The 20,787-nt window shown below is 27.2% G+C and carries 19 protein-coding genes and 1 riboswitch; all 19 genes read left to right on the plus strand.

Going from position 1 to position 20,787, the window contains the following annotated elements:
* Window positions 1–55: 55 nt before the first annotated feature.
* The 19 genes from yqeB (at window position 56) to BGI42_RS03235 (ending at window position 20,429) form a co-directional block, all read left to right on the plus strand.
* A complete protein-coding gene (gene yqeB, locus BGI42_RS03145) occupies window positions 56–844 on the plus strand; it encodes a selenium-dependent molybdenum cofactor biosynthesis protein YqeB (RefSeq protein WP_069678926.1) in 789 nt (262 codons plus the stop codon).
* 311 nt (window positions 845–1,155) lie between these two features.
* Entirely contained in the window at window positions 1,156–1,776 is a 621-nt protein-coding gene (gene yedF / locus BGI42_RS03150) for a sulfurtransferase-like selenium metabolism protein YedF (RefSeq protein WP_069678927.1), read from the plus strand.
* Window positions 1,777–1,977: 201 nt separating this feature from the next.
* The gene (gene selD, locus BGI42_RS03155) at window positions 1,978–3,015 is read left to right on the plus strand and encodes a selenide, water dikinase SelD (RefSeq protein WP_069678928.1); all 1,038 of its coding nucleotides are present in this window, start codon (window positions 1,978–1,980) and stop codon (window positions 3,013–3,015) included.
* 105 nt (window positions 3,016–3,120) lie between these two features.
* Window positions 3,121–3,720, plus strand: coding sequence for a nucleotidyltransferase family protein (locus BGI42_RS03160; protein ID WP_069681016.1), 600 nt, complete (start codon window positions 3,121–3,123; stop codon window positions 3,718–3,720).
* Window positions 3,717–4,772, plus strand: a complete 1,056-nt coding sequence (locus tag BGI42_RS03165; RefSeq protein ID WP_069678929.1) for an XdhC family protein — start codon at window positions 3,717–3,719, stop codon at window positions 4,770–4,772. The genes BGI42_RS03160 and BGI42_RS03165 overlap by 4 nt, the downstream gene beginning before the upstream one ends.
* Window positions 4,773–5,177: 405 nt before the next feature.
* Window positions 5,178–5,990 (plus strand): cobalt ECF transporter T component CbiQ, encoded by an 813-nt coding sequence (cbiQ, locus tag BGI42_RS03170; RefSeq protein ID WP_069678930.1) that lies wholly within the window; start codon window positions 5,178–5,180, stop codon window positions 5,988–5,990.
* 10 nt (window positions 5,991–6,000) lie between these two features.
* Window positions 6,001–6,837 (plus strand): energy-coupling factor ABC transporter ATP-binding protein, encoded by an 837-nt coding sequence (locus BGI42_RS03175; RefSeq protein ID WP_069678931.1) that lies wholly within the window; start codon window positions 6,001–6,003, stop codon window positions 6,835–6,837.
* Window positions 6,838–6,944: 107 nt separating this feature from the next.
* Window positions 6,945–7,130: riboswitch (cobalamin riboswitch) on the plus strand.
* A 131-nt stretch (window positions 7,131–7,261) separates the two neighbouring features.
* Window positions 7,262–8,008, plus strand: a complete 747-nt coding sequence (locus BGI42_RS03180; protein WP_069678932.1) for an energy-coupling factor ABC transporter permease — start codon at window positions 7,262–7,264, stop codon at window positions 8,006–8,008.
* Window positions 8,009–8,010: 2 nt separating this feature from the next.
* Complete coding sequence (locus tag BGI42_RS03185) at window positions 8,011–8,325, plus strand: energy-coupling factor ABC transporter substrate-binding protein (protein WP_069678933.1); 315 nt, start codon at window positions 8,011–8,013, stop codon at window positions 8,323–8,325.
* A gap of 307 nt (window positions 8,326–8,632) precedes the next feature.
* Window positions 8,633–10,579 carry a sigma-54-dependent Fis family transcriptional regulator gene (locus BGI42_RS03190; protein ID WP_069678934.1) on the plus strand — a complete coding sequence of 649 codons (1,947 nt, stop codon included), beginning with the start codon at window positions 8,633–8,635 and terminating at the stop codon, window positions 10,577–10,579.
* A gap of 253 nt (window positions 10,580–10,832) precedes the next feature.
* The gene (locus BGI42_RS03195) at window positions 10,833–11,906 is read left to right on the plus strand and encodes a 2,3-butanediol dehydrogenase (RefSeq protein WP_069678935.1); all 1,074 of its coding nucleotides are present in this window, start codon (window positions 10,833–10,835) and stop codon (window positions 11,904–11,906) included.
* 20 nt (window positions 11,907–11,926) lie between these two features.
* Entirely contained in the window at window positions 11,927–12,814 is an 888-nt protein-coding gene (locus BGI42_RS03200) for a sulfide/dihydroorotate dehydrogenase-like FAD/NAD-binding protein (RefSeq protein WP_069678936.1), read from the plus strand.
* Window positions 12,815–12,816: 2 nt separating this feature from the next.
* A complete protein-coding gene (gene gltA / locus BGI42_RS03205) occupies window positions 12,817–14,208 on the plus strand; it encodes an NADPH-dependent glutamate synthase (RefSeq protein ID WP_069678937.1) in 1,392 nt (463 codons plus the stop codon).
* A 394-nt stretch (window positions 14,209–14,602) separates the two neighbouring features.
* Window positions 14,603–16,312 carry a methyl-accepting chemotaxis protein gene (locus BGI42_RS03210; protein WP_069678938.1) on the plus strand — a complete coding sequence of 570 codons (1,710 nt, stop codon included), beginning with the start codon at window positions 14,603–14,605 and terminating at the stop codon, window positions 16,310–16,312.
* A gap of 66 nt (window positions 16,313–16,378) precedes the next feature.
* On the plus strand, window positions 16,379–16,807 hold the full coding sequence (locus tag BGI42_RS03215) for a GGDEF domain-containing protein (RefSeq protein WP_069678939.1): 429 nt from the start codon (window positions 16,379–16,381) through the stop codon (window positions 16,805–16,807).
* Window positions 16,808–16,973: 166 nt separating this feature from the next.
* Window positions 16,974–17,699: a YoaK family protein gene (locus tag BGI42_RS03220; protein ID WP_069678940.1), complete on the plus strand. Its 726-nt coding sequence runs from the start codon at window positions 16,974–16,976 to the stop codon at window positions 17,697–17,699.
* A 363-nt stretch (window positions 17,700–18,062) separates the two neighbouring features.
* Window positions 18,063–18,578, plus strand: a complete 516-nt coding sequence (locus tag BGI42_RS03225) for a GNAT family N-acetyltransferase (protein ID WP_069678941.1) — start codon at window positions 18,063–18,065, stop codon at window positions 18,576–18,578.
* 72 nt (window positions 18,579–18,650) lie between these two features.
* On the plus strand, window positions 18,651–19,517 hold the full coding sequence (locus tag BGI42_RS03230) for an SDR family oxidoreductase (protein ID WP_069678942.1): 867 nt from the start codon (window positions 18,651–18,653) through the stop codon (window positions 19,515–19,517).
* Window positions 19,518–19,691: 174 nt separating this feature from the next.
* The gene (locus tag BGI42_RS03235) at window positions 19,692–20,429 is read left to right on the plus strand and encodes an alpha/beta fold hydrolase (RefSeq protein WP_069678943.1); all 738 of its coding nucleotides are present in this window, start codon (window positions 19,692–19,694) and stop codon (window positions 20,427–20,429) included.
* Window positions 20,430–20,787: the final 358 nt, after the last annotated feature.

Here is a 20,787-nt window from a genome sequence, read left to right on the forward strand (position 1 = left end):
TAATTTGCAGAAATTTAGAATAGATATTTTATAAATTAAAAAGGAGTCTAAAACTATGATAGTAATAAAGGGTGCTGGAGATTTGGCAACTGGTGTTGCCACTAGACTAAAAAAATGTGGATTTGATATAGTTATGACGGAAATTTCACAGCCGACTACAGTAAGAAGAACAGTAGCCTTTTCACAAGCTGTTTTTGATAAAAAAGTAGTAGTTGAGGGAATAACATCTGTACTTGCTTCTGATAAAAGGGAAATAAATAAAATTATTGAAAATGGAAATATAGCAGTCGTAATTGATGAAAAAGCAAAAATCATAGATGAAATTAAACCTAAGATAATAATTGATGCTATTATAGCTAAAAAGAACTTAGGGACAAAGATTAATGATGCTAAAATTGTAATCGCTTTAGGTCCGGGTTTTACAGCTGGTGTTGATTGTCATTGTGTTATTGAAACTAAAAGAGGACATTATTTAGGGAAGCCAATATATAAAGGAAGTGCTATTGCTAATACAGGAGTCCCAGGAGAAATAGGAGGATTCAGTAAAGAAAGAATAATAAGAGCTACAGCTGATGGGAAAATAGATCCAGTATCAAAAATAGGAGATTATGTTAAAAAAGGAGATATTGTAGCTTATGTCAATGAAACTCCAATTTTTGCACAGATAGATGGAATAGTAAGAGGCATGCTTCAAAAAAATATCAATGTTTTTAAGGGTATGAAGAGTGGAGACATTGATCCAAGATGTGAGAGAAACCATTGTTTTACAATTTCAGATAAAGCAAGATCAATAGGAGGAGGGGTTTTAGAAGCAATTTTACATTTGAGTAATTTTAAGTTTTAGTAATATGTTGATATATACTTACATGAAACAAAATAAGTAATTATATTTATGAATACTAAGAATGGGTATAGTTCAATTTTAAATTATTTCTAAGATAGAATTTAGACAAGCAATAAATTTGAAGTATCTATTAAAAATTTTTGAAATCTAATTGCAATGTTCATTTACACACTGCATATATCAATATAAATAAAAATAATCTAAATTAAGCAATCTTAAAATTTGAATGTAAAAAAATATATTGTAATTTCTTTGAAATATAAAATTGGTAAAAATAGTAACTTTAATAGAGTATGGTTGGGAGGATTATTATGAATAAAATAATTGATGCAAAAGGAAAGAACTGTCCAATACCTGTAATAATGGCAAAAAAGGAGATAGATAATGGAAATATTAATTTTATAGTTGAGGTTGATAATAAAGTAGCTAATGAAAATTTAAAAAAATTAGGTAATAGTATGAATTTTGAAACAAAATCAGAAGAAATTAATGGGATATTTAAAGTATATTTTTTAAATGATAAAGCAGATAGCAATGAAGAAGAAACATGCCAGGAATGCAATAAATTAATAGAAGAAATTAATAACAATAAATTAGGTACATGGTCAATATTTGTTGGAAAAGAAATTATAGGTTCTGGAAGTGAGGAACTTGGAAAATCACTTATTAAAATGTATTTTTATACAATGACAGAATCTGATGATTTACCAAAATCAATTTTATTTATGAATGCAGGTGTTAAAGTACCTACTTTAAATGAGCAAGTTGTAGAACATTTAAAAGAATTAGAAGATAAGGGAGTTGAAATTTTGGTTTGTGGTACATGCCTTAACTTTTATGGCTTAGAAGAAGAATTGAAAGTTGGAAGAGTGAGTAATATGTATGAAATATCAAATTATATGAAAGAAGCATCAAAAGTTATTACTATATAGAATTAGGATATGTTTTAGAAGTGTGTTGATATATGCATAAGTAAAGTGGACTGAGTAAGTTTGAAAGGCTAAATATAAAGTTTAGGTTTTAATCTAAGAGTTGTCAAAGTCAAAGTACAATGCCATTACAGTTATTAAATATATTAGAACATAGTCTAAATAAAAATATATTTTGAAGTAATAAGTTAGGAGGAAATGTATATGTCAAAGGATATAAAACTTACGAGTTTAACTAAAAATTCTGGTTGTGCAGCTAAGATAGGACCAGGAATTCTTCATAATGTATTAAGTAGTTTACCTAAATTTGAAGATAATAATTTAATTGTTGGGTTTGATACAAGTGATGATGCGTGTGTATATAAAATTAATGATGATACTGTAGTAATCAAGACAGTAGACTTTTTTCCACCAATGGTAGATGATCCATATATTTTTGGTCAAGTTGCAGCAGCTAATGCATTAAGTGATATTTATGCTATGGGAGGAAATCCTTCAATAGCTATGAATTTAATTTGTTTTCCCTCTTGCATAGATATATCAATTATGCGTGAAATACTTGCAGGAGGATATGATAAAGTAAAGGAAGCTGGAGCAGTAATTGCAGGTGGACATACAATAGCTGATCCTACACCTAAATATGGACTTTGTGTAAGTGGATTTGCACATCCAAAAGATATACTTTCAAATAGTAATGCTAAAACTGGAGATGTAATAGTACTTACAAAGCCATTAGGAATAGGAATTATGAATACTGCTGCTAAAGCAGAGTTGATAGGTGAAAATAAGGTTAGAGAAGTTACTTCAATAATGTCTACATTAAATAAATATGCTAAAGAATGTACTTCAGGATTAGAAATTCATTCATGTACTGATGTAACTGGATTTGGACTTGTTGGTCATAGCTATGAAATGGCTAGTGGTAGTGAAAAAACCATAGAAATTTTTAGCGAATCTGTACCAATTATCGATGAGACATTAGATTTTGCTAGGATGGGAATTATACCTGAAGGTATGTATAATAACCTTGATTATTTGAAGGATAAGTTTAAAGTAGAATCTGATATATCACAAGAATTACAAGATGTATTAATAGATCCACAAACATCAGGTGGGCTTCTACTTTCACTTCCGGAAAGACATGCAAAAGAATTTTTATCAAGAATGGAAAATTTCACTCCATATGCTAGAATCATAGGTCAAGTTATTGATAAGGGTGATAAGCCTATAGTTATTAAATGATTTGATTATATTTAGTAATATATACGTAATTAAATTGGATTTGGAATGTATATTAAAAATAATAAGGGGAATTTACACAAAATATTAGTGTGTATATTTAAAAATATGAAGAAAATAAATTTAATATTGTTGGCATCAGGAGATAGTACTAGATTTAATGGTAATAAATTATTAACAATAGTTGATAAAAAACCTATGTTTATGAATGTAGTAGATGAAGTTTTAAAAGTAAATTTTAATAAAATAGTTTTAGTTACTCAATATGAGGAAATTAAATCAGCTTTGTTAAAACAGCCTATTGAAGTTGTAATGAATAAAAATAGTGAGCTTGGAATATCTTATTCCATTGAACTTGGAATTAAGAAAGATATTGAAGCAGATGCATATATGTTTATGGTTTGTGATCAACCTTTTATAACATCACAGACTATAGAAAATTTAATATTTAGATTTATAAAAAGTAAAAAGGGAATGGCATGTGTTGAATTCAATGGACACCTAGGTAATCCAACTATATTTTTAAAGAAATATATTGATGAGTTAGTAAATTTAAAAGGAGATGTTGGAGGAAAGGCTGTTATGAAAAAACATCTTGATGATTTAGAGAAAGTTCCCATTGTAAATGAAATAGAAGTTAAAGATATAGATACTAGAGAAGAATTAGTTAATATATCTTACAATAATATATATGAGGTAAAAGAGTGATGAAGAAAAAATTTTATGAGAGTCTTTTTAAAAAATTAAAATTAAATAAAGAAGTATTTATAGTCACTGTTATAGAAGGAGAATATGAAGGTAAAAATATAGCAGGACAGAAACTATTTAAGAGTAAAGGATTTATGTCTATAGAAGATGATAATATTAAAAACTTTTGGAATGAAATTTTTAATAAAATAGATTTTAATAAAGGCACATATGTTTTAGAATTAGATAATAGCATAAAATTATTTATAGAATATATTATAGGACAGCCTAATTTAATTGTTTGTGGTGGTGGACATGTGGCTTTACCTTTATGCCAAATGGCTGATTTACTAGAGTTTGATATTACTGTAATAGATAATAGAGAAGAATTTGCAAGCAAAGAAAGATTTCCTATGGCAAGTAATATAATATGTAAGGATTTTAAAGAAGCACTTAATGAAGTTGAATTTAATAAAAATAGTTATTTTGTTATAGTTACACGAGGTCATAAATATGATCAGCAATGTTTAGAAATAATATTAGAAAATGATTTTTATTATGTTGGAATGATTGGAAGTAAGGGTAAAGTAAAATTTGTAATAAATAGTTTGTTAGAAAATGGATATCCAAAAGAAGATATTGATAAAGTCCATACTCCAATAGGTCTTAGTATAGGAGCTAAAACACCAGCAGAAGTAGCAGTAAGCATTTTATCAGAGATAATACAAACAAAAAATGAAAAAATAATAAGCACCATACCAGATAATATTTCTGACTCTATATTAAATACAAGTGAGCCAATGGTTTTAGCTACAATAATTGAAAAGCATGGATCAGGTCCTAGAGATCCTGGTACAAAAATGCTTATAAATAAAAATGGTGAATTTATAGGTACTGTTGGCGGGGGAAGTGTTGAATATTCAGTTTATAAAAGAGCATTAAAGTTATTTGATGAAAAAAAATCTATTTTGGAAGAATACAATTTATCAAATTCTGATTCTGCAAAGCTTGGAATGGTTTGCGGAGGACACATAAAAGTATTTTTTGAATTTATAGATTATGATGATAATTAATATTTAGGTACATGAAATAAAATAACAAGTCTAAAACTGCCATGAATATTTTTTATAAGACAAGGAGACAAAGTGTTATAATAGTGTAAATATTATGGTATTTTGTTCAGGCAGGATCAGGGAAAATATACTGGCAGATGGACTTAGATTATGCCTTAATAAATCAAAATAAAAACTCTAACTAAGAATTGAAATCGTTCTAAGTTAGAGTTTTATTATAGCAAAAAATAAAATGTTACTTAATAATTTATATAATAATAATGATAATTAAATAGCTTAGAAAAATACTATGTCACTGCTTGACATGATATTACTAAAAAACTATACTTTTCATATCCATTATGGTAAATATAAAAAGGGGGATTTCTTAATGGAACAAATAAATTTAAGAAGTAGGGATGAAAAATGAAATTTAAACTAAAAAGAAAGTCTAATAATCATTCTGAAGGGATATATTCAATTGATTTTTATGCTTATAAATCTAAAATAAATCATTGGAATCCTATGTTTAAGGTTGTATTTGCATTTATTACATTATTAATTTGTATTATAGCAAATAATTTCTATGTATCTTTAATTATTTCATTTACCATGGCATTTATTACTGTCTGTAAAGGAAAAATTCATTTTCAAGAATATTTAAGCCTTCTCACTATACCAATTACTTTTATGATTTTAGGGAGCATTGCAATTGCCATAGGTATATCAACACGACCAATAGGAGAATATAATTTAAATTTTCATTTGTTCTATTTATACTCATCAAATGAAAGTATACTAAAAACATTAAAAATTATGATGAAAGCATTTGGAGCAATAAGTGCTATGTATATGATGACTTTATCTACATCTGCTAGTGAAATAATTTCTGTTTTGCGTAAGATTCATGTTCCTAAAATTATTATTGAATTAATGAATATGATATATAGATTTATATTTATTTTATTAGATGTACAATGTAAAATGAAAAATTCAGCACAATCTAGGTTAGGTTATGTTGATTTTAAAACATCTTGTTATTCTTTTGGAAGTACTTCAGGAAATCTTTTGATTGTTTCCTTAAAAAAGGCAAATGCTTATTATGATTCTATGGAATCTAGATGTTATGATGGTGAAATGATATTTTTAGAAGAAGATAAGAAGATAGAAACAAAGCAAATTGTAGCATCAGTAATTTATTTAATAAGTTTAATAATATTATGGTTAATAACCAGATAGGAGTGATATTATGAATGAAACTTCCAAAGAAATAATTTTGCAAGTGAGAAATTTAGATTATACATATAGTAATGAAAAAGATGTATTATCAAATATAAATATTGATATTTATGCTGGTGAGAAAGTAGCTATTCTTGGTTCAAATGGAGCAGGTAAATCTACGTTTTTTTTAAATATTAATGGAGTTTTAACACCAAAAAGTGGTGATATTTTTTATAAAGGTAAAAAAATATCGAAGAAAGAACTTAATGAATTGAGAAAAAATGTAGGTATTGTGTTTCAAGATGCAGATAATCAGATAATTGCTTCAACTGTTTTAGCAGAAGTATCTTTTGGGCCCATGAATTTAAAATTATCTAAAGAAGAAGTTAAAAAAAGAGTTGAAGAAGCACTATTATATATGAATTTAACAGATTTTAAAAATCGTCCTCCACATTACTTAAGTGGTGGTGAGAAAAAGAGAGTTAGTATTGCAGATATTATCGCAATGAAATCAGAAATTATAATATTTGATGAACCTACAGCCGCTTTAGATCCTTTAAATGCAATTATGCTTGAAGAAGTTTTAGAAAAATTATCTAAAGAGAAAAAAACACTTTTAATATCTACCCATGATGTAGATTTTGCTTATCGTTGGGCAGAACGTATTGTTGTTTTTTGTAATGGAAAAATTATAGCTGACGGAACACCATTACAAATATTTAAAGATGATAAAGTTATAAATAGTGCAAATCTAAAGCGTCCTACTATGTTGGATGTATATGAAATTTTAGTAGATAAAGGATTAATTGAAAATAATAGAATTTATCCTAAAGATATAGTTGAATTTACTGAGATGTTATATTAATTTAATGAAGATAATGGTATATTTAACTAATTTAAGTTGACAATATAAATACTTTTACTATAAAATTAAAGTTGCTTATATTAAAGTAAGATAAAAATAGATATCTTACCACATAATTACAAATAGGTGCCTGTGATTTTCTCCGCAGGATAATAGGGAAAAGAGTGAAATTCTCTTACGGTCCCGCCGCTGTGTTGGAAAAGTTATATTTTATTATGTCACTGGGAAACTGGGAAGACAAAATATAGCCATAATTCCTTAGTCAGAAGACCTGCCTTTTGTATCGAATGCATAGAGTTACGAGCGATGACTTTATGGGGACAAGTTTCTCTTTATTTTATATAAAGGGATTATTTATGATGCTAGTCTGATGAGTGGGAATCATTAGATATGGTATCTTTTTTTATTTGAAAGGAGAATTAAAATGAAAGAACAAAAAACAATTAAGAAAATCGCTATTATATTTGCGTTACTTTTTGGAATAACTCCAGTAGCGAATGCAATGCACATTATGGAAGGATATTTGCCAGTTAAGTACTGTGTATCATGGGGAATTATAAGTTTACCATTTTTAATAGCTGGACTTTTTTCCATTAAGAAAACTTTAAATGAGGATAGAAAATCAGTAACAATTTTAGCTATGGCAGGTGCATTTATATTTGTAATATCATCTTTAAAGATTCCATCAGTTACAGGAAGTTGTTCTCACATGACAGGAACAGGTCTTGGTGCTATTTTATTTGGACCAACTGCAGTTGGTATTTTAGGAATTATAGTATTAATATTTCAAGCAATTTTATTAGCACATGGTGGACTTACTACATTAGGGGCAAATACTTTTTCTATGGCAATTGCAGGACCAATATTATCTTATTTGATATATATACTATGCAAAAAGCTAAAAGTTAATAAAAAAGTAGGCATTTTTTTAGCTGCTTCTTTAGGAGATTTATTTACTTATTGTATTACTAGTTTACAACTTGCTATTGCTTATCCATCACCAGAAGGTGGAATAGGGGCTTCAGCAATAAAATTTTTAGGAGTTTTTGCACCTACTCAAGTACCACTTGCAATTGTCGAGGGAATATTAACTGTTATTGTTATTATTGGATTAGAAACATATGCAAAATCTGAATTAACATCAATTGGATTTATGAAGGAGAGCAGATAGATATGAGTAAAAATAAAAAAACAGTAATAATATTATTAATTATTGCCTTAATAATTACTATAGTTCCGCTTTTTGCATTAAAAGGTGCTGAATTTGGAGGATCTGATGATGCTGGAAGTGAAATGATAGAAGAAATACATGGAGAATATGAACCGTGGTTTACACCAGTTATGGAAACATGGATTGATGGAGAATTACCAGGTGAAGTAGAAAGCCTTCTTTTCTGTGTTCAAACAGGAATAGGTGTTGGGATTTTTGCGTTTTTTATGGGCAGATTTGTAGAGAGAAAAAAATGGGAAACAAATAATAATAAGTAATATTAATATATAATTAGATTGCAATAAAAATAGTTGTTTAAATAATTTAATAAAGCATAAGAGTTTAACATAAAGAATTTATTATAAAGTAGTAGCTGATTTTTTACTAAAATTATCTGCTACTTTTTTTATTTAAAGAAAATGGATGATGTTTTATAGTTAGATTTTTTGTAATTTTATAAATTTATTGTATAGAGGTGAGTAAAGTATACTTGCCTTTTTAATTTATATTATTTTTTAATAAAATTAAGTATAATGATAATAAGTAATATTATTTTTTTATAATTATAAGTATTGGAGAATAGATATGGAAAACTACATGAATTTTATTGAGAAGGCGTGGAGAAAATTTATTATAACTGGAGAAGTAGATGCTAATGTAAGAAGTGAAATAGCAGAATCGTGGGTAAGGTGCAAGAAATGTAATGTTGATCCTTACAATGGCAAAGGAAATGTTAAACATTCAGATATAGATAAATTAATAAAAAATAATATTGAACTTATATCAGTAGCTAGACCTATTATGGAAAGTATTTATAGTAGGGTTTCAGGATCTGGTTTTGCTTTATTTTTATCAGATAAAGATGGTTATTTATTAGAAATAATAGGTGATAAAGATATAATGGAGAGAGTTAATGAATTAAATTTTCTAAAAGGAGAGCTTTGGACTGAGAATATAGTTGGAACTAATGCTATAGGAACTGCATTATATCTTAATAAGCCAGTTCAAACAATAGGTGCAGAACATTATGGCATAAATCAACATACATGGACTTGCTCAGCTTCACCTATACATGATGAAGATGGAAATTTGATTGGTTGTATAAATATGTCTGGAAATTATTATAATGCTCATTCTCATACAATGGGAATAGTAACAGCAGCAGCACAATCAATTCAAAAGCAAATGGCTTTAACAATTTCATATAAATTATTAAATGTAACATTTGATTCAATTTCTGATGGAATGATAGTGTTTAATGAAAACATGAAAGTAAAAAGGGTAAATGGAAGAGCATTAGATATTTTAAACATATCATTAGAAGAAGCTATGGAAATGGATGTTGATAAATTTTTAAATGGAATTCATTTTCATAAGTTATTTAAAGAACAAAATAAGTCATTAAATAATATAGAGTGGGATTTTTGTATAAAAAATAGATTGGTTAAATGTGTTATAAATGTAGTACCTTTAAATGTGAATGGAAAAAATAATGGGGCAGTAATTACTTTTGCTGAAGTTAGAAGAGTACATAAATTAGTAAATAAATTTGCAGGTTATAAAGCACAATATAAATTTGATGATATTATGACTAGTAATAAAGAGATGAAGAAGATGATTACTTTTGCTAAAAAAGCTGCTATAAGTGATTGTAATATATTAATTCAAGGAGAAAGTGGAACTGGTAAAGAATTAATATCTCAATCTATACATAATTATAGTGGACGTTTTAAAGGTCCTTTTGTTGCAGTAAATTGTGCATCAATTCCAAGAGAATTAGTTGAAAGTGAGTTGTTTGGATATGAAAAAGGTGCTTTTACAGGAGCTTCAAAAGAAGGTCATCCAGGAAAATTTGAATTAGCAGATGGTGGTACAATATTTTTAGATGAAATAGGTGAATTACCGCTAGATATTCAAAGTAAACTTCTTAGGGTTTTAGATAATGGGAAGATTACAAGAGTTGGAGGAACTACGGAAAAACAATTAAATGTTAGAGTTATCGGCGCAACAAATAGAATTTTAAAAAATGAAATAAGTAAACAAAATTTTAGAGAAGATTTATATTATAGATTAAGTGTTATGGAAATAAAAACTATACCATTAAGAAAAAGAATAGATGATATAGATATATTAATAAAACATTTTATAAAAGAGTTGAATTTAAAAAATAAAGAAAAATTTATAAGAATAAATAATTTTTATATAAGTGATTTAAAAAAATATAATTGGCCAGGAAATATAAGAGAGTTAAGAAATGTAGTTGAAAGAGACTATTATTTAAGTGATGATGAAATTACAAGCGTAAATAACATTGATTATATTCAAGAAAATATTGAGAGTGTTGAAAAAGAACTTGATTTATCTGAAAGAAAATTAAATATAGTCCCCCTTGAGGAATTAGAAAAGAAAGCTATAAGTGATGCCATAAAAAAATGTAATGGAAATATTCAAATGACATCAAAGTTATTACAAATAGGAAGGGCTACATTATATAGAAAGATTAAAAAATATCAAATAAATGTATCAAAATGAGAATATAAATAATAAATGTATCAAAATGAGAAGAACAAGTGTATTATTTTGATACATTTATTTTTGTTTAAAAACATAAATAAAATGGATTTTAAATTTTATAATAATAATGAAAGTAAGTAAATATAACATATTAACGTATAAAAATTTATATTTTTAAAATTTTATTTTTATTTTGGCACGAATATTGCTATATAAATATATATGTTAATTAATTAACAATATATTGAAACATTTAGGGAGGGATTTTAACATGAAAGCAGCTTTATGGTACGCTAAAAAAGATGTTAGAGTAGAAGAAATTGAAGAACCAAAAATTACAAGCAATGGAGTAAAAATAAAAGTAAAATGGTGCGGAATATGTGGATCAGATTTACATGAATATTTAGGTGGTCCTATATTTATTCCAGTAGGTCAACCCCATGCGTTAAGTGGGACAACAGCTCCAGTAGTTTTAGGTCACGAATTTTCAGGTGATGTTGTTGAAGTTGGTGAAAATGTAACAAAATTTAAAGTAGGGGATAGAGTAATAGTTGAACCTATAGTTGCATGTGGAAAATGTCCAGCATGTTTAGAAGGAAAATATAATTTATGTTCATCTTTAGGATTCCATGGACTTTGTGGAAGTGGTGGAGGACTTGCTGAATATACAGTTTTCCCAGAAGAATTTATACATAAAATACCAGATGAAATGTCTTATGAACAAGCAGCTTTAGTTGAACCAATGGCAGTAGCTTTACATTCAATTAGAATAGGAAATTTTAAAATTGGAGATACTGCATTAGTATTAGGTTCTGGTCCAATAGGATTAGCAACTATAGAATGTTTAAAGGCAGCAGGAGCAAAATTAGTAGTAGTATTACAAAGAAAATCTATAAGACAAGAGTATGCAAAAAGAGCAGGTGCAGATGTCGTATTAGATCCAAATGAAGTTGATATAGCAGAAGAAGTTAAGAAGCTTACTAATGGACTAGGTGTAGATGTAGCATTTGAAACAACAGGAGCTCAAATTGGTTTTGATACAGGTATAAATAGTTTAAAATTTGAAGGAACTATGGTTATAACAAGTATATGGGAAAATGGAGTAACATTTAATCCTAATGCTTTAGTATTTACTGAAAAGAAAATTGTTGGAACATTAGCATATAGACATGAATTTCCAGCAACTATGGCTCAAATGAATGATGGAAGAATAAAAGCAGAAGGATATATAACAAAGAGAATACATTTAGATAATATAGTTGAAGAAGGATTTGGAGCATTAACAGGTCCAGAAAAGAAGAAACACGTTAAGATATTAGTAACACCAGATAAAGATCTTTTATAAAAGAATTGGGAGGAACATAAATGTACAAAATAGTCAGCAAAAGAGAGCTTACAAATAATATCTTTTTAATGGATATAGAAGCTCCAAGAGTAGCAAAATCAGCAAAACCAGGTCAATTTATAATAATAAAAAACGATGAAAAAGGTGAAAGAGTTCCTTTAACTATAGCAGATTATAATAAAGAAAAAGGAACAGTAGCTATTGTGTTCCAAACAGTTGGAAAAAGTACACAAGAATTAGCACAGTACAAAGTAGGCGATTATGTAGCAGACTTTGTAGGACCATTAGGTCAACCAAGTGAATTTATACATGAAAATATAGAAGATTTAAAGAAGAAGAAGATAATTTTTATTGCAGGAGGTGTTGGTGCTGCACCAGTTTACCCTCAAGTTAAATGGATGCATGAAAATGGAATAGATGTTGATGTTATAGTTGGAGCTAGAACAAAAGATTTATTAATTTTAGAAGAAGAAATGAAAGCTGCATCTGGAACTCTCTATGTAGCTACAGATGACGGAAGTTATGGATTTAATGGTAGAGTTACAGATTGTTTACAAGGATTAGTTGATGAAGGAAATAAATATGATCATGCAGTAGTTATTGGACCTATGATAATGATGAAGTTTATGGCTCAGTTAACTAAGAAATTAGAAATTCCTACTACAGTAAGCTTAAATCCTATAATGGTAGATGGTACAGGTATGTGTGGGGCTTGCAGAGTTACTGTTGGTGGAGAAGTTAAATTTGCTTGTGTTGATGGACCAGAATTTGATGGACATTTAATAGATTATGATGAATCTATGAGAAGACAAGCTATGTATAAAACAGAAGAAGGAAAAGTAAAATTAGCATTAGAAGAAGGTAATACTCATAGTCATGGTGGCTGTGGTTGCAGAGGTGATAAGTAGTAATGGATATGAAAGAGAGAATGGTAAAAGTACCTGTAAGAGAACAAAATCCAAAGGTTAGGGCAACAAACTTTGAAGAAGTTTGTTTAGGATATAATGAAGAGGAAGCTAAAAAAGAAGCTTCAAGATGTTTAAATTGTAAAAATCCTAAATGTATTGAAGGATGTCCAGTGTCTATAAATATTCCAGGATTTATTTCACAGGTTAAAGATGGAAATTTTGAGGAGGCTGCAAAAGAGATTTCTAAGTATAGTGCACTTCCAGCAGTATGTGGTAGAGTATGTCCACAAGAAAAACAATGTGAAGGAAAATGCGTACTTGGAATAAAGGGAGATTCAGTATCAATAGGTAAGCTTGAAAGATTTACAGCTGATTGGGCAAGAGATAACAAAGTTGATTTAAGTGAAACAGCACAAAAAAACGGAATAAAGGTAGCTGTTATAGGAAGTGGTCCTTCAGGATTAACTTGTGCAGGAGATTTAGCTAAAAAAGGATATGATGTTACTATATTTGAAGCACTTCATAAAGCTGGTGGTGTTTTAGAATATGGTATACCTGAATTTAGATTACCAAAAGAAAAAGTAGTTAAAAATGAAGTTGAAAACATAAAGAAACTTGGTGTTAAGATTGAAACTAATGTTATTGTAGGAAGAACAATAACAATTGATGAATTGTTTGAAGAAGAAGGATTTAAAGCAGTATTTATAGGGTCAGGAGCAGGTCTTCCTAAATTCATGGGGATACCAGGAGAAAATGCTAATGGAGTATGCTCAGCAAATGAAGTTTTAACAAGAGTAAATTTAATGAAAGCAGCTGTTGAAGGATATGATACTCCAGTTAGAGCTGGTAAAAAAGTTGCTATAGTTGGAGGTGGAAATGTTGCTATGGATGCAGCTAGAACTGCATTAAGACTTGGAGCAGAAAGTCACATAGTATATAGAAGAGGTGAATCAGAACTTCCAGCAAGAGTTGAAGAAGTACATCATGCTAAAGAAGAAGGTGTAATCTTTGATGTGTTAACTAATCCAAAAGAAATATTAGTTGATGAAAATGGATGGGTTAAAGGGATGAAATGCATCAAGATGGAACTTGGTCAGCCTGATGAATCAGGAAGAAGAAGACCAGTTGAAGTTGAAGGATCAGAATTTGTTATGGATGTTGATACTGTAATAATGTCACTTGGAACATCGCCAAATCCATTAATATCATCAACAACTAAAGGATTAGAAATAAATAAAAGAAGATGTATAATAGCAGAAGAAGAAACTGGATTAACATCTAAAGAAGGTGTTTATGCAGGAGGAGATGCTGTTACAGGAGCTGCAACAGTAATACTTGCTATGGGTGCTGGTAAAAAAGCTGCTCAGGCAATTCATGAATACCTAACTAAATAATTAATTATATTAAATAAAACGCACACACTTATAAAAATTCCTTACTAAAATTTATTAGTAAGGAATTTTTTATTTTAAAGAAAATAATGAAGTTTTAAAATTTATAATATTAGAAAGTTTCTAATATTTTAAACTAAATCTATTAAGTTTTAATAAAAAAATGTCGTTTAGACACTTTTGAGTTTTGAGAATTAATAGATAAAAAGAGAAAAAACTACAAAAAATGATTAACTAATTAAAGCTTGTTTTTAAAATACTATAAAATATATAATGTAATTAAAGTATAAATATTAAATATTGATTTAATAAAGGTTTATTAAGCTAAAGTTAATAAACTCATAAACGAATGAATAATTATAGGATAAAATTTTATATTTAGGTAAGGAGATGAAATATGTTAAAAACAATAAAGAATAAATTGATTTTTATAGTAACTATTTTTGTAATTACAATTATATTTATGGGAATTTATTCTACAATAACTTTAGAGGCTATAAATAAGCAGTCAACAGAAATAACTACAGAGGCTATTCCAGGAATTATATATTCAGAAGAAATTAATGTTATGAAATCAAAGTTTAGATTGCTTGAATATAATCATATTATTGAAAATAACCCAGAAGTTATGGCGGAAAAAGAAAAAGCAATGGAAGAAAAAAATGAGGAAATACAAAAGAATTTAGAAAATTATCATACTACCATAACAACTGAAGAAGACAAAAAAATGTTTAACATGGTAAAAGAAGAATGGAATAAATATTTAGAACTACATAATCAAATTATTGCATTAAGTAGAGATATTAAGAATGAAGAAGCTATGAAAATAATGATGGGAGAAGCAAAAGAATCATTTGATAAAATTTCTTTATATCTAGCAAAGCTAGTAGATATCAATAAAAAAGGAACAGAAGATGCTAGCATTGATAGAAATATGAAATTACAAACTTCTATAAAAGTAAATGTATTTATAATACTAGTCTTGGGGTCATTGAGTATAGTTTTTGGAATAATGATAATAAATTCTATTACAAAACCACTAAATGTTTTAAAGAGAGAATTGGATTCTTTAGCAGAAAGAGGTGGAGATTTAACTCAAGAAATACAAATAAATTCAGAAGATGAAATAAAAGATCTTTCAGTAAGTTTAAATAAATTTATACAAAATTTAAGACAGATTATTAAAACTGTTAGTGCAAGTTCTGATAGCATAGAAGATGTTGTAGAAATTATAAAAGATAATGTTACAAATCTAAACTCTGAGATAGAAGAGGTATCAGCAACTACAGAAGAGTTAGCTGCTAATATGGAAGAAACAGCAGCTTCAGCAGAAGAAATGTTAGCAACATCACAAGAAATTGAAGAAGTAGTTAAGGATATTTCACAAAAATCTCAAGATGGAGCTATTAAAGCAGGAGAAATAAATAAAAGAGCAGATGATACTAAAATTAATGTACAAGCTTCTGAGAAGAAATCAAATGAATTATTTAATCGAACTAAAGAAGAATTAGAGAAAGCAATTAAGGAATCAAAAGTTGTTGAAGAAATAAATTTACTTTCAGAATCAATAATGGAAATAACATCACAAACAAATTTACTTGCCTTAAATGCAGCTATTGAGGCAGCAAGAGCAGGAGAAGCAGGTAAAGGATTTTCAGTAGTTGCTGAAGAAATAAGAAAACTTGCAGAACAATCAAAAGATGCAGTAATAAAAATTCAAAAAATGACAGGAAAAGTGACAAATGCAGTAGGAAATCTTTCAGATAGTTCAAATAAATTATTAGAATTTATGTCTATAGAAGTAATGAATGATTATAGTAGAATGTTAGACGTAGCTGATAAATATAGTAAAGATGCTGAATTTATAGAGAATCTTGTAACTAATTTTAGTTCAAATTCAGAAGAACTTTTAGCTTCTTTACAAGAAGTACTAAAAACTATAGATGGAGTTTCACAAGCTGCTAATGAAGGAGCAAGTGGAACTACAGATATTGCAACTAATATACTACAAGTTAATGATCAATCTAATTATGTTTTAGAAAATGCATTAAAATCACAAGAAGATGCTAGAATATTAAAAGAAGAAATTTCTAAATTTAAGATTTAATATTAAATCTATTTTAAAATAAAATGCAATATTAATTATAAAGATAGATATTATGTATTTAAGATAATGTCTATCTTTATTTTTATACGAGTAAATTATTATAATTTTAAATCCATAAATGATTATTTAGGTCATATAAGAGGGGATGAGGTTTTAAAAGAGGTAGCTAAAAAAATCAATAGTATTTTTTATAGAGAATTTAATATTAATGCTAGATTTGGAGGAGATGAATTTTGTATATTTGAAGAAAATTCATCTGTTTTAATAATAAAGGAAAAAATAAAAAGGTTATCTAAAATATTAGAAAAAACTTATATAGGAAAAAATAATGAAAGAATTAGTATTTCAGCAAGTATAGGAATTGTATCTTATCCTTATGATGGAACAAACTTAAAAGAGTTAATTGAAAAAGCTGATAGGGCATTGTATAAATCTAAAGAAAATGGAAAAAATCAAGTTACAATTTATAAGGATAATTTTAGTATAAGTATATAAAAATGGATAAAACATGTTATACTTATATTATTGAATTTTAATTGTAGAGTGCAGAAAAATAGATGAGTATAAAAAGTACAAATAAATATGTAAAAATAATATATCATCACTGCTTTTTAGCTTTGATGGTATATTTTTTTGCGTTATATAAAGGGGGAATTTAAAATTGTTTACTAAAGATATAAATATTAATATTTGTAAGAATAAAAACATAAATACTTGTGAATCTGTACACCTAGGGATACTTTTAGCCATTGTTGGTGGATTTCTTGATGCTTATACATTTGTATGTAGAGGGGGAGTTTTTGCTAATGCTGAAACAGGTAATATTGTTTTAGTAGGAGTGGAATTAACTAAAGGAAATATTGCAGGAGCAATAATGGCATTTTTACCTATTTTAGCATTTATAATAGGTGTTATTGTTGCAGAAAGGATAAAAGAATTTGATTCATGCATTATAGTTGTAGATAATAATAGAGCTATTTTAATAATAGAAATGTTAGTACTTTTTATTATAGGATTTGTACCAAATACAATTCCAAATATATTTGTAACAACAACTATATCCTTTGTTTCATCTGTTCAGATATCTTCATTCAGAAAATTGGTTGATTCTCCATATAGCACAACAATGTGCACTGGAAATTTAAGAAGTGCTTCACAAGCTGCATATATAGCTTTTAGAAAAAGAGATAAAACTTTTGCTATAAAATCCATGCGTTATTGTATAATTATATTTTCATTTTTAATTGGTGCATGTTTAGGTGGAGTATCAACTTTAAAAATTGGGGTTAAATCAGTTTGGATTCCTGTATTAATATTAATTTTTGCTATAATGTTGTTTAGTATAGATGAAAAAAGGTATAAATATGAACTTAATAAGGCACATTGAAATAAATAGAATAAAGAATAGTTTATTCAAAATTGAATTTAAATGAGTGTAATTAATATGTAAGTTCCAATAATTAATATTTATAGTATTAAGAACACATTGAAGTTTCTTTATTGATTAATCATTGAGAGTCGAACATTGTTAATTTTAACATATATAAATTATTATCTAACAAGAAAAAATTGTAATTAAATTCAATTTAATTACATCTACCAATAAATTGGAAAAAAATATACGTAAATTGAGAAAAAATAAATTATTTAAATACAATAGCACATAAAAAAAATCATATAATTTTACTATTTGGTTGCATAATTGATACAATCGATTAAGATTATTAAATTTATGTGGAGGTATAGTATAATGTTATATTCAGATATAAATCTTCAACAAGAGGTTTATAAGGACGATGTTTTTAATATTACAAAATGGCTGAAAGATGAGGATGTATCTAGATTTTTAAATGAAAAAGAAGGAATTATAAATATTTTAAATAACTTAGTACAAAAGTCAACATTGCCTATTATGACTCAGTATTTTAATAATAAGGGGCCATTTTATATGATAGAATATAATAATAAATCTATTGGATACTTAAAGATAGTTAGTAAAGGAAAGAATAATGGTGCAGAAATAGTAGTTGCTATTGGTGATAAAAAGAAATGGGGCAAAGGAATAGGTACAATAGCAGTAAAAAAAGCTTTAAGTGAAGCATTTTTAAAATATAGATTTAATAAGGTAGTAGCTAAAATTCATAAAGAAAATTATAGATCAAGTAAAGTATTTAAAAAAGTTGGATTTATTGAAAATGAATTACTAGAAAAGGAAACAAAGTATTGCTTAACTTTTAATAATTATATTAGTCAATTTAGTAGTTAAATTAAAATAAATAATTTTTTAGTGCTAGGAAATAATAATTAGTATTAAATATATAAATAAGGAGGAATCAAAATGAATTTTCCTAATTCATTTCCAGCACAACATCAAAATCAACATCCGGGATTTGAATATGAAATGAATCCAATTCCCGTTTATGATAATCCTAATTATAATCAAAATGGGAATTTATTAAATAATAAAGTTGCACTAATTACTGGGGGAGATAGTGGAATAGGGAGAGCTGTATCAATAGCTTATGCTAAACAAGGTGCTGATATAGTGATTGTTTATTATAATGAAAATAGAGACGCCGAAGAAACCAAAAACATTATAGATAATATAGGTAAAAAATGTACTATTATAAATGGGGATATTGGAAATTCTCAATTCTGTAATGATGTAATTGAAAGAACCATAAATGAGTATGGAAAATTAGATATATTAGTAAATAATGCAGCAGTTCAATATGAGTGTAAAGATATGAAAAAATTATCTGATGAACAATTTGATAGAACTTTCAAAGTTAATGCATATGGTACATTTTATATGACAAGAGCAGCATTAAAATATTTAAAAAGAGGTGCATGTATAATAAATACTGCTTCTGTTGTGGCATTTAAAGGAAATGAAACTTTAATAGATTATTCTATGACCAAAGGTGCTGTTACAACATTTACTAGATCATTAGCACTTTCCCTTGCAAAAAATAAGACTGGAATAAGAGTAAATGCAGTTGCACCAGGACCTATTTGGACGCCACTTATACCATCTAGTTTTGATGCAACTAAAGTAATAACTTTTGGAGCCAACACTCCTATGGGAAGGGCAGGGCAACCAGTTGAATGTGCAGGTGCATATGTATTTTTGGCATCTGAAGCAGCTTCATATATTACAGGCCAAACAATACATATTAATGGTGGAGAAATAATTAATTCTTAACAGATTTAATAAATATTTTTTATTTTGTAATTTTAAATAGAGGATTGGACTATATAATAAATAAGTTCAATCCTCTATTTATTATATTAAATCAGTATAACAATTAAAGTTATATTATCTAGATAATGTGATAAAATGTGTAATATAATTATTTAAAATAAGGAGAATATAATAGTGAACAAATCATTTTCTAATGTTATTAATAATAAAACAGCCAGTATATATTATGAAGTGTATGGTGAAGGAGATGCATTGGTACTTTTACATGGAAATGGTGAGAACTTAGAATATTTTAAACATCAAATAGAGTATTTTTCTAAGAAATTTAAGGTTATTGCCATAGATACCCGTGGTCATGGAAAATCAAGTAAAGGAAGTATTCCATTTGATTTTTGGATATTTGCAGATGATGTAATTTCAGTTTTAGATAATCTCAATGTTGAAAAGACACATATTTTAGGATTTAGCGATGGAGGAAATACAGCTTTACATTTAGCTTTAAAATACTCTGATAGAATAAGATCACTTATTTTAAATGGTGCAAATTTTAAAGTTAGTGGAGTGAAATTTTTAGTTCAATTTCCAGTTATATTAGGTTATTATTTATCATCATTTTTTTCAATATTTTATGAAAAAGCAAAAATAAATAGAGATATTTTAAGTTTAATGGTGAATAACCCTAAATTAACTGAAGAAGATTTAAGGAAGATAAAAATACCTACATTGGTGGTTGCTGGAGACAAAGATATGATTAAAAGTAGTCATACAAAGTTAATTTCTAATCTTATTAAAGATGCAGAATTAAATATTATTCCAAATTCAACTCATTTTGTTGCATTAGAAAATTCAAGAGAATTTAATTATGTTATAGAAGAATTTTTAAGTAAACATAAAATAAAAAGTAATTTATAAAATAAACAAAAATGATTTCTAGGGTATATAGAAATCATTTTTTCTATTCTTTAGAAAATTATATTGTTGGAATATTTGTAGATAATTTTAAAAATATTATGAGTATCCCTAAAGAATAAAAATAATCATATCATTATTTTAAATATCAGTTAAGAGTGTAGAGGTTTAGTGAGAAATTTACAAGAAGATAAAGAAAAATATAGAATAATATTCAAAAAATAGTATAATTTAAATAAATGTGGGTTGACATAAGATGAAATGTGGATTAACATATATATTGGTAATATTTTACATAGAGTATTCTGAATTAAGAAATGTATATATATTTTGATAAAGTTTTTACATATGTATTAGTATG

Origin of the sequence: Clostridium taeniosporum, assembly GCF_001735765.2 — a bacterium.
GTDB classification, from domain to species: domain Bacteria; phylum Bacillota; class Clostridia; order Clostridiales; family Clostridiaceae; genus Clostridium; species Clostridium taeniosporum.